Source organism: Kitasatospora sp. NPDC127116 (assembly GCF_042677365.1).
Lineage (GTDB): Bacteria > Actinomycetota > Actinomycetes > Streptomycetales > Streptomycetaceae > Kitasatospora > Kitasatospora lactacystinica.
The window spans coordinates 1-9883 of sequence record NZ_JBHXTL010000214.1 but is presented as its reverse complement, the minus strand read 5'-3'; the positions used below and the strand labels follow the sequence as shown (position 1 = coordinate 9883).

Sequence of the window (9883 nt, the reverse complement as noted above, 5' to 3'; positions counted from 1 at the left end):
CTTCCGGTCAGGACGGAAGCGGCGGGCCCGGCGGTCCGGCCACGCGGTCCCGGTTACCCGCTCCTGGTCGCGCCGGACCGCTTCGCGCACTCCGGCAGGTACGAGGAGCCCGCGGCGCCGGCCGCCAGCCAGCCGCCGGCCAGCAGCCAGCCGGCGAGGACGTCCAGCGGCCAGTGCACGCCGAGGTAGATACGGCTCAGGCCGATCGTGCCCGCGAACAGCACGGCGCCGACGACGGCCGCGCGGGTGGCGGCCGGGCGCGTACGGGCGACGGCGAGCGCGAGCAGGCCGGCGCAGAGGGCGGACGTGAAGGCGTGCCCGGAGGGGAAGGCGAAACCGGAGGCGGTGAACGCCCAGTCCGTCACGGGCGGCCGGGGCCGGCCGAAGGCGTGCATCAGTCCCTGGCGCAGCAGTTGCCCCAGCGCCAGCCACACCACGGGCAGGAGCAGCGCCCGAACCGTCGTCCACCGGCGCCTCGGCGAGCCGGTGGTCCCGAGGGCGGTGAGGACGCCCGCGGCCAGGGCGAGGAGGTAGGGGACCACGCCGGTGCCGAGGGAGGTGACGGCCATGGCCACGGCTCGGGCGAGCTCCGGGCGATGCGCGGTGCACCAGTCGATGGCGGTCTGCTCGAAGGCGAACGGCGCCCAGCCGTGCGCGGCCACCACGGCCGCGACCACCGCGAAGGCCGACCACGCACCGACGAGCACCACCACCCACCGCCGACGCTCCGTCATCCGGTCAGCCGCCATCCCAGCCCTCCTGCCAGCACCGCGCGGGGCCACCGGAACGCGGCCCCGCGCGGCCAGGGTAGCGAGCCCGCGCCCGGCGGCACCGGCCGGCGCCCCCGCCACGGCCTCGCGCGGGTCGTGGCCCCCGGCCGGTCGACGCCGGTTCACCAGGTCGTCCTGAACGGCCCCGGCCACCGCCCCGCGCTGCCCCGCCGGGCCACCGGCGAACCCCACCGACCGGCGCGGCGCGCCCTCGACGGCCGATCAGAGGACCGGCGGCCCCGCCTCGACGCGGCGGAGCACCGGGAGCAGCCGGTCCAGGTCCGGGCCGGTCTGGAGCCGGCGCTCGTCCCACCAGGTGGCACCGGCGTCGCGCAGCGGACCGATCACATCCCTGGCCCTGGCCGCGTCCGGCGGCGTGGCGCCGCCGAGCACGAACTCGAAGGGGCGCTCGGCCGCGACCGTACGGTGCCCGCGCACATAGCCGACCAGATCCCGTACCTCCGCCACGTCCGGTACCTGGCCGTGCCGGGCCGTCTCGAAGAGCGGCACCGCGCCGTCCCACCGCGCCGCCCTTCGCATCGGCGGGCGGCGCGGCCAGAACCCGCCGATCCACACCGGCGGACAGGGCCGCTGCGCGGTGGCGGGCAGCAAGGTCACGTCCCGGACCTCGTAGTGCCGGCCGTGGTGGTCCACCGCCTCGCCGGACCAGAAGCGCCTCAACAGCTCCAGCCCCTCGTCCAGTCGTTCGGCCAGGAGGCGCGGTTCGGAGGTGTCGCCGAAGCTGAGGTATTCGTCCTCGATCGGACCGCCCAGGCCGGCGGCGAAGATCACCCGGCCGCCGCTGAGGACGTCCAGGGTGGCGACCTGGCGGGCGAGTTGCTGCGGCCGGTACCGGGGGACCGGCGTCAGCAGGGTACCCAGCCGGATCCGGGAGGTCGCCAGCGCGGCCGCGGTCAGCAGCATCCAGGGGTCGGCGAACGGACGCCCCTGGTGTCGTCGATGCAGTACGTGGTCCCAGACGAACAGGCCGTCCCAGCCTGCCTGTTCGGCGGCGGCGGCCACGGTCGCGACGTTGCGGGGGTCGGCGAAGTCACCGAAGTTGGGGATGTTGACGGAGAAGCGCATTCCAGCAGGATGCGCAGCCGGCCCCGGAGCGGGCAAGACGTGTGCCCCATCAGGCTTCCCGAGCACCCGGGAAGTCACCCGGGTCCTGGCGTCGGCGGCTTCACGAGGTGGGACGAGCCCGGCAACCGTCCACCTGCACAGACGTGATCGGGTAGCGGAACGGGCCGCTCTGAGTACCCGTACTCAGGCCGGCCCGGCCGTGATCGCCGGAGCATGGAGGCATGCAATCAGCAGCGATACCGCGGATCGGCATCACCGCCGTCGGCTCCCACCTGCCGGCCCGCCGGCTCACCTCCCAGCAGCTTCAGGACGAGATCGCCGCAGGCGGCCGACTCGCCCTGCCGGAGCGGATGTTCGAGAAGGCGACCGGGATCCGCAGCCGGCACTTCGCCGCCGACGACGAGTACGCCTCCACCCTCGCCGTCGGCGCCGCCCGGCGCGCCCTCGACACCCGCGGGCTGCATCCGCGGGACGTGGACCTGCTGCTGTTCGCCTCCGCCTCCCGGGACGTCTGCGAGCCCGCCACCGCCCACATCGTGCAGGCCGAACTCGGCACCCGGGCCCATGCGTTGGACGTCAGCAACGCCTGCAACAGCTTCCTCAACGGGATCGACCTGGCCCGGGCGATGATCCTGGCCGGACGGGCCCGCCGCGCCCTGGTCGTCACCGGGGAGACCCCCAGCCGGGCCATGCGCCGCGCTCCCTCCGGCATCGCGGAGGTGCGCGACGGCTTCGCCGGCTACACCTTCGGCGACGCCGGGGCGGCCGTCGTCGTCGAGGCCGTCGAGCGGGGCGGCATCCTCGACATCGAGACCGCCACCGCCTCCGAGCACTGGGAGGCCGGCGGGATCCCCGGCGGCGGGTCCCGGCACCCGCGCGGCGACGAGCACAGCTACTTCCGCGGCGGCGGCAAGGAGTTGCGCGGCATCTTCGAGACGATCGGCCCGGCCGTTCTGGCCCGGCTCGCCGCCCGCACCGGCCTCGGCTGGGACGACTACGCCCGCGTCCTGGTGCACCAGGTGACCCTCCCGTACCTGGAACGCTTCGTCGAACTGACCGGGGCGCCGGCCGGGAAGCTGGTGCTCACCGTCCCGGAGATCGGCAACGTCGCCAGCGCCACCCTGGGCGTCCAACTCGACCGGATACGCGACACGCTGGCCCCCGGGGACAAGGTCCTGCTGGTCGGCCTCGGCGGCGGCGTCAGCCTGATGACCATGGTCTGGGAGGCGTCGTGAGGACCGATCTGTGGGTGGTGGTCCCCGCCTACCAGGAGCAGGACCGCATCGACGGGGTGCTGCGCGCCCTCACCGCCCAGCGCGACCGCGACTTCACCCTCCTCGTCGCCGACAACGGCTCCACCGACGGCACCGTCGCCACCGTCCGCGCGTTCGCCGCCCGCGCACCGTTCCCGGTCGAGGTGCTGGTCGAGCCGGAGAAGGGCGTCGGCTCCGCCGTGGACACCGCCTTCCGCCACGCGATCGCCCACGGCGCCACCCTGCTCGCCCGCACCGACGCCGACTGCCTGCCCGAAGCCGGCTGGACCGCCGCCGCCCGGGCCGGCCTGCTGGACAGCGGAGGACTGGTCTGCGGCCGGGTCACCGCCCGCCGCGACGAACACGGGCCGGCCGGACGCGCGGTGTTCCTGCTGCTGGTCGCCCTCGGCGCCTTCTTCGGCCGGATCCGGCCGGCCCACCACCGCCGGCACGGCTACCTGACCCCCTACCGGATGCACGCGGGCAACAACATGGCGATCACCGCCGAGCTCTACCAGGCCGTCGGCGGCATGCCCCGCCGACCCTCCCCCACCGACCGGGCGTTCCTCAACAGGGTCCGCCGGCACACCACGGCGGTGGTGCGCCGCCGCGACATGGTGGTGCAGAACTCCACGCGCCGGATCCGCGCGTACGGGGTGGTGGGCACGGCGCGCTGGTACCTGGAGCGCGGGGCCGGACCGCGCCCCGTCGACGTCCGCTGAGCCGGCATCCAGGCGTCCAGGCATCCATCGGACCGGCCGTCGTCGACCGAACCCGCCGGCGGCCGCCCTGGACCGCCGGGGCCGCCGATTCCCACCGCGGCGGCCGTCGCAGCCGCCCACCCAGCCCACCTCCGCTCCCCGAAAGCAGCCCTCCGTGCTCGACCGCCTCGCCCACGCCCTGCGCACCGACCACCCCGAGCGGCCCGCCGTCCTGCGCCAGACCGCCCTGGGCACCGTCCGCCCGGTGATCCGCCGGGGCGAGCTCGCCGACCTGGCCGACGGCTACGCCGCCGCCCTGCACGCCCACGGCCTCGGCTCCGGCTCTCGCTCCGGTCCCGGTCCCGGTCCCGGTCCCGGCGCGACCGTCGGCGTCGCCGTCCGTCCCGGCCCGCGCGCGCTGGCCGTCATGCTCGCCGCCCACCGGCTGGGCCTGCGGATCGCCGTCCTCGACCCGACCGCCGGACCCGACGTGCTCGCCGCCCGACTCGCACTGGCCCGCCCCGATCTCGTCCTCGCCGACGCCGCGGCCCAGGCCGTCGCCGGCTGGGCGGGGCCGCTGGCCCGCCGCGCCGACCTCGCACTCCCCCGGCTCACCGCACTGGGGCCGGTCGCCACCCTCGGCCGCCGCCTGCCCGGCTGCGCACCCCGGCTGCGCCCGGCGGACACCGCCCTGCCCGCTGCCCCGTCCGAGGGCGACGGCCACGGCAGCGAGGACGCGGTGATCGTCTTCACCTCCGGCACCACCGCCCGACCGCGCGCCGTCGTCCACACCCGCGCCGGCCTCGCCGCCGGGCTGGGCACCGTCGCCGACCTGGTCGGCCCGCGCCCCGGCACGGTCGTCCTCGGCGGCACCTTCTTCGTCCTCGTCCCGGCACTCGCCGCCGGCGCCGCCGTCGTCCTGCCCGCCCGCCGCCCCGCCGCGCTCGGCCGCCAGCTCGCCCGGCTCTCCCCCGCCCACACCTACCTCACCCCGCCGCAGCTGCGCGCCGCCCTCACCGCCGGGGCCCGCTTCACCGGCCGGGTCTGGACGGGCTCCGCCCCCGCCGACGCCGCCCTGCTGCGCCGGGTCAAGCAATCCGGTGCCGACGAAGCGTGGAGCGTCTACGCGCTCACCGAACTGTTCCCCGCCGCCGCGGTCGAGGAGGCGGACAAGGCCGCCCACGACGGGAACGGCGACCTCGTCGGCCACCCGCTGCCCGGCGTCCGGGCCCGCCTCGCCGAGGACGGCGAACTCCACCTCACCGGGCCCGGCGCCCGCCACCGCTACCTCGGCGAGGAACCCGACCCGTGGATCCGCACCGGCGACCACGCCGGCCTCACCCCCGACGGACGGATCGTCCTCGCCGGCCGCCTCAAGGACATGGTGCTGCGCCACGCCGAGAACATCTACCCGGGCCTGTACGAGCCCGCGCTGCACCTGCCCGGCGTCGAACTGGCCGTGCTGGTCGGCGTTCCCGACGGGAACGGGGACGAACGGCTGGTCGCCCTCGTCCAGCCCGCGCCCAGGACCGACCCGCGGCACCTGCGCGCCGCCCTGCGCGGGCCGCTCGACCGCATGGGCTCCGCCCGCCCCGACGCCGTCCTGTTCGGCACCGTCCCGCTCGCCGGCCGCTCCCGCAAACCCGACCGGGCCGCGGCATCCGCCCACTGCGCACAGGAGTTGGCCCGATGAACCCGTCCGACCGCACGACCGCCACCGCGACGCCCACCGGGACCACCACCGCCACGGACCTCGCATCCCTCGCCGCCTCCTGCCGGGCCCGGCGCCGCGACCGACGCGTCTACCTGCACAGCCACCCCGCGCTCTTCGCGCTGCTCTGCGCCACCCGCCGCCGCCCGGTCCTGCGGATCGGCCGCACCCTGCTGGTGCACGGCGCCGACGCCTACCGCGAGGCCCTCACCCGCGTCCCGCTGCACCGCACCGCGCCCGGCACCACCGGCGGCGCGGCGGCCCGGCTCACCGACGGCGGCGCGCTGTTCGACCAGGACGGCGGCGACCACCGCACCGCCCGCCGTACGCTGGCCGCCGGCGTCGACACCGGCGCCCGCGCCCGGATCCGCCCGCTCTGGCAGGCCGTCCTCGCCGAGCGCGTCCCCGACCTGGCCACCGGGCACCTCGAACTCGTGGACCTGGTAAGGGAGCTGGCCGGAACCACCGCCGCCGCCCTCACCGGTGCGACCGTCCCGGCACGTCGACTCGCCGACGCCGCAGCCGAGGCGGCCGCCGCTGCCGCCCGCGACCACCTGCCCGGACCGCGCCCGGGCCGTGCCCGCGCCGCGGCCGAGGCGGTCGACGCCGCTGCCCGCCTCAGCGCCCTGCTGCCCGATCCGCGTGACGCCATGGTCGCCGTCGCCGCCGTCAACACCACCCTCGCGGCCGTCCCCCGCGCCGTCGCCTGGTGCGCCGACGCCGGCCTGTGGGCGGCCGTCGACGGGGCCACCGCGCCCCGTCTCGCCGCCGAACTGCTGCGCCTCACCGCGCCCTCCCCGCTGCTGCCCAGGGCGGCCGCCGCCGACGCCATCCTCGCCGGTCACCGGGTGCGCCGCGGCGACCGGCTGATCCTGGTCGCCCGGCACGCCGCCCATGCCCACCACCGCGCTCCGAGCCCGGACCCGGCCGCCACCCAGGCCGTCTTCGGCGCCGGCCCCCACGCCTGCCCCGGTGCGGGCCTGGCCCGCGCCCAACTCGCCGATGTGCTCCTCGCACTGGCCCCCCATCGCCCGGTGGTCACCCGAGCCCGCGTCGACCGCCGCTGCGCCCTGCCCGGCTACGCCGAACTCACGCTCCGCCGAGGACGGTCCTGATGCGCATCGCCGTCACCGGCGCCTCCGGATTCTGCGGCGCCCACCTCGCCCGCACCGCCGCCGCCCTGGGCCTGGACGTCACCTGCCACGGCCGCCGCCCCGGACCGGTCGGCCGCCACCTCGGCTGGGACGCCGCCGCCCACGACCCCGACTTCACCGGCGCCGACCTCGTCGTCCACTGCGCCGCCGCCGTCGCCGACCTGCCCCCGGGCCACCCGGCGGAGGCCCACCAGCGCACCGTCAACGTCACCGGCACCGAGCGCGTCCTGCGCGCCACCGCCGGCCGCCCCCTCGTCCACGTCAGCAGCGCCAGCGTCTACGATCCCCGCACCAGCGCCGCCGTCCTCACCGAGGACCACCCCACCACCGCCGGCCACCTCAACGCCTACGGCCGCACCAAGGCCGCCGCCGAGCGGCTCGCCCTCGCGGCCGGTGCCGTCGTCCTGCGCCCCCGCGCCGTGTACGGCCCCGGAGACCCGCACCTCCTTCCGCAGCTGCTCGGCCGGGCCCGGTACGGTCTGCTGCCGCTGCCCGGCCGGGACCTCCCGCTCAGTCTGACCGCCGTCGCCAACCTCACCGACGCCTGCCTGTCCGCCCTCGGCCTCACCGGCGCCGCGCCCTGGGCTCCCGGCGCCTACAACATCGCGGACGCCGCCCCGTACCGGCGCGACGACGCGCTGCGCCACATCCTCACCGTCCACCGCCGCCCCGCCCGGCTCGCCCACCTGCCCGCGCCGCTCGTCCGCCTCGCCGCCCGCACCGCGGTGGTCCCCGGCCTCACCCCGTACACCGTCGACCTCCTCACCCGCGGTGTCGTCCTCGACCTGACCCGCGCCCGCGCCCAGGGCTGGCACCCCGCCCACGACCTGCGCGACTACCACCCCTGACACCTGTCCGAGCGAACGGGGGATGCCGGGAGAATCGCCGGAGGATGCTTGACAAACTCAACCTTTCATCCCTAGGGTCGCCATTGCTTCAGGTAGTGAAAAATTTCTGCCCGCAAGCACCGGCTCCCCACCTCAAGACCGCGAGACCCCTCATGACTGACGCCATCCCCACCGTGGTCGCCCGCCTGCGGGCCGAATTCTCCACCGGCCGGACCAGGCCGCTCACCTGGCGCCTGAACAGGCTGGCCGCCCTGCGCGCCCTGCTCACCGAACAGGCCGAGGTGTTCCAGCAGGCCCTGCACACCGACCTCGGCAAGAGCGCCGCCGAGGCGTACCGGACCGAGATCGGCTTCACCCTCAACGAACTCGACCACACCGTCGCCCACTTGGCCGAGTGGCTGGACCCGAAGCCGGCCGCCGTACCGGAGGTCTTCCGCCCCGCCGAGGCCCGGATCGTCCGCGAACCCCTGGGCGTGGTGCTGATCATCGCCCCCTGGAACTACCCGCTCCAGCTCGCCCTGGCCCCGCTCGTCGGCGCCCTGGCCGCCGGGAACACCGCCGTCCTCAAGCCCAGCGAACTCGCCCCCGCGACCTCCGCGGCCGTGGCCGAGCTGCTGCCGCGCTACCTCGGCGAGGAGGCCGTGGCGGTCGTCGAAGGCGCCGTCCCGGAGACCACCGCCCTGCTGGAGCAGCGCTTCGACCACATCTTCTACACCGGCAACGGCACCGTCGGACGGATCGTCATGACCGCCGCCGCCAAACACCTGACCCCGGTCACCCTGGAACTCGGCGGCAAGAGCCCGGTCGTGGTCGACCCCGGCACCGACCTCGCCGTCACCGCCCGGCGGATCGCCCGCGGCAAGTTCCTCAACGCCGGACAGACCTGCGTCGCCCCCGACTACGTCCTCGCCGTCGGCGACACCGCGGCCGGCCTGGAACGCGAACTGGCCGACGCCGTACGGGAACTGTTCGGCGAGGACCCGGCCACGAGCACCGAGTACGGGCGCATCGTCAACGAGCGCCACTTCGACCGGCTCACCGCACTGCTCGACGACGGACGCACCGTCACCGGCGGCGGGCACGACCGCGCCACGCGCTACCTCGCCCCGACCGTCCTCGCCGACGTGCCCGCGACCGCCCCCGTGATGCAGTCCGAGATCTTCGGCCCGATCCTGCCCGTCCTCACCGTCCCCGACCTCGACGCGGCGATCGCCTTCATCAACGAGCGCGACAAGCCGCTCGCCCTCTACGCCTTCACCGAATCCGCGGACACCAAGCGGCGACTGACCGAGGAGACCTCCTCCGGCGCGCTCAGCTTCGGACTCCCGGTCTCGCACCTGGCGATGCCCGACCTGCCGTTCGGCGGCGTCGGCGAGAGCGGCATGGGCCGCTACCACGGCGAGTACTCGATCGACACGTTCAGCCACACCAAGGCCGTCGTCGACAAGCCCCTCGGCTGATCCCGACCCTGCCCTCCCCCTCCACCCTCACCCTCGCCACCGGACCGCTGGTCCCACCGGCCCCTGAATCCCTCCGGAGCAACCGTCCATGACCCCGAACGAGCACGTCGACGCCGTGGCCGCCGAGACCCACAGGTTCGCCACCGCCGTACGCTCCGCCGACCCGGCCACCCCCGTCCCCACCTGCCCCGACTGGACCCTCGCCGACCTGCTCCGCCACGCCGGCAGCGTCCAGCGCTGGTTCACCGTCCTGCTGCGGCAACGCATCCAGGCACCGCCCACCAGCCGGGACGTCGACCTCAAGCTCCCCGAACGGGCCGAGGACTACCCGGCGTGGCTCACCGAGGCCGGCACGGAAGCGGCCGCGACGTTCGCGGCGACCGACCTCGACGCCCCCATGTGGGCCTGGGGCGCCGACCAGCACGCCCGCTTCTGGGTGCGCCGGATGCTCTTCGAGACCCTCGTCCACCGCGTCGACGCCGAACTCGCCCTGGGGCTCAAGCCCGAGATCGACCCGGACCTCGCCGCGGACGGCGTGGCCGAATTCCTCACCAACCTGCCGCACGCCACCCTCTTCGCCCCGCACACGGCCAAGCTCCGCGCCGCCGACCGCACCCTCCGCTTCACCCGCACCGACGGCGACGGCGACTGGCTGATCCACCTGCGCCCCGACGGCTTCGGCCCGGCCCCCGCCGACGCGACCGCCACCGACGCCGACGCCACGGTCTCGGCCACCGCCGCCGACCTCCTGCTCCTCCTCTACGGCCGCACCGACCGCTCGGCGCCCGGGATCACGGCCTCCGGGGACGAAGGACTGCTGGACCTCTGGTTCACCAACTCCGCCTTCTAGGAGAGCATCCGGGCACCTGAACCCCCTGCCCGGCGGCCCGCGCCGACGCC

Annotated in this window: 9 protein-coding genes; 7 read left to right on the top strand and 2 right to left on the bottom strand. The window is 76.0% G+C overall.

Translation table 11 applies throughout. The annotated features are described in order from the left end of the window. Positions 1-53: 53 nt before the first annotated feature. Both ACFVHV_RS41880 and ACFVHV_RS41875 read right to left on the bottom strand, forming a co-directional pair. Positions 54-749, bottom strand: coding sequence for a phosphatase PAP2 family protein (locus ACFVHV_RS41880; RefSeq protein ID WP_380358874.1), 696 nt, complete (start codon positions 747-749; stop codon positions 54-56). 243 nt (positions 750-992) lie between these two features. Beyond that, positions 993-1856 (bottom strand): LLM class flavin-dependent oxidoreductase, encoded by an 864-nt coding sequence (locus tag ACFVHV_RS41875; RefSeq protein ID WP_380358871.1) that lies wholly within the window; start codon positions 1854-1856, stop codon positions 993-995. Positions 1857-2077: 221 nt separating this feature from the next. On the opposite strand from ACFVHV_RS41875, the gene ACFVHV_RS41870 reads away from it, so the two are divergent. The 7 genes from ACFVHV_RS41870 (at position 2078) to ACFVHV_RS41840 (ending at position 9833) form a co-directional block, all read left to right on the top strand. After that, the gene (locus ACFVHV_RS41870) at positions 2078-3091 is read left to right on the top strand and encodes a 3-oxoacyl-ACP synthase III family protein (protein WP_380358868.1); all 1014 of its coding nucleotides are present in this window, start codon (positions 2078-2080) and stop codon (positions 3089-3091) included. Then, positions 3088-3831 carry a glycosyltransferase gene (locus ACFVHV_RS41865; protein WP_380358865.1) on the top strand — a complete coding sequence of 248 codons (744 nt, stop codon included), beginning with the start codon at positions 3088-3090 and terminating at the stop codon, positions 3829-3831. The genes ACFVHV_RS41870 and ACFVHV_RS41865 overlap by 4 nt, the downstream gene beginning before the upstream one ends. Before the next feature lie 154 nt (positions 3832-3985). Beyond that, a complete protein-coding gene (locus ACFVHV_RS41860) occupies positions 3986-5503 on the top strand; it encodes an AMP-binding protein (protein ID WP_380358862.1) in 1518 nt (505 codons plus the stop codon). Next, a complete protein-coding gene (locus ACFVHV_RS41855; RefSeq protein ID WP_380358859.1) occupies positions 5500-6636 on the top strand; it encodes a cytochrome P450 in 1137 nt (378 codons plus the stop codon). The genes ACFVHV_RS41860 and ACFVHV_RS41855 overlap by 4 nt, the downstream gene beginning before the upstream one ends. Next, on the top strand, positions 6636-7523 hold the full coding sequence (locus ACFVHV_RS41850) for an NAD(P)-dependent oxidoreductase (protein ID WP_359915215.1): 888 nt from the start codon (positions 6636-6638) through the stop codon (positions 7521-7523). The genes ACFVHV_RS41855 and ACFVHV_RS41850 overlap by 1 nt, the downstream gene beginning before the upstream one ends. A 152-nt stretch (positions 7524-7675) precedes the next feature. Beyond that, a complete protein-coding gene (locus ACFVHV_RS41845; RefSeq protein ID WP_359915213.1) occupies positions 7676-8983 on the top strand; it encodes an aldehyde dehydrogenase family protein in 1308 nt (435 codons plus the stop codon). Between the two features lie 88 nt (positions 8984-9071). Continuing rightward, positions 9072-9833: a maleylpyruvate isomerase family mycothiol-dependent enzyme gene (locus ACFVHV_RS41840; protein ID WP_380358855.1), complete on the top strand. Its 762-nt coding sequence runs from the start codon at positions 9072-9074 to the stop codon at positions 9831-9833. Positions 9834-9883 lie beyond the last annotated feature (50 nt).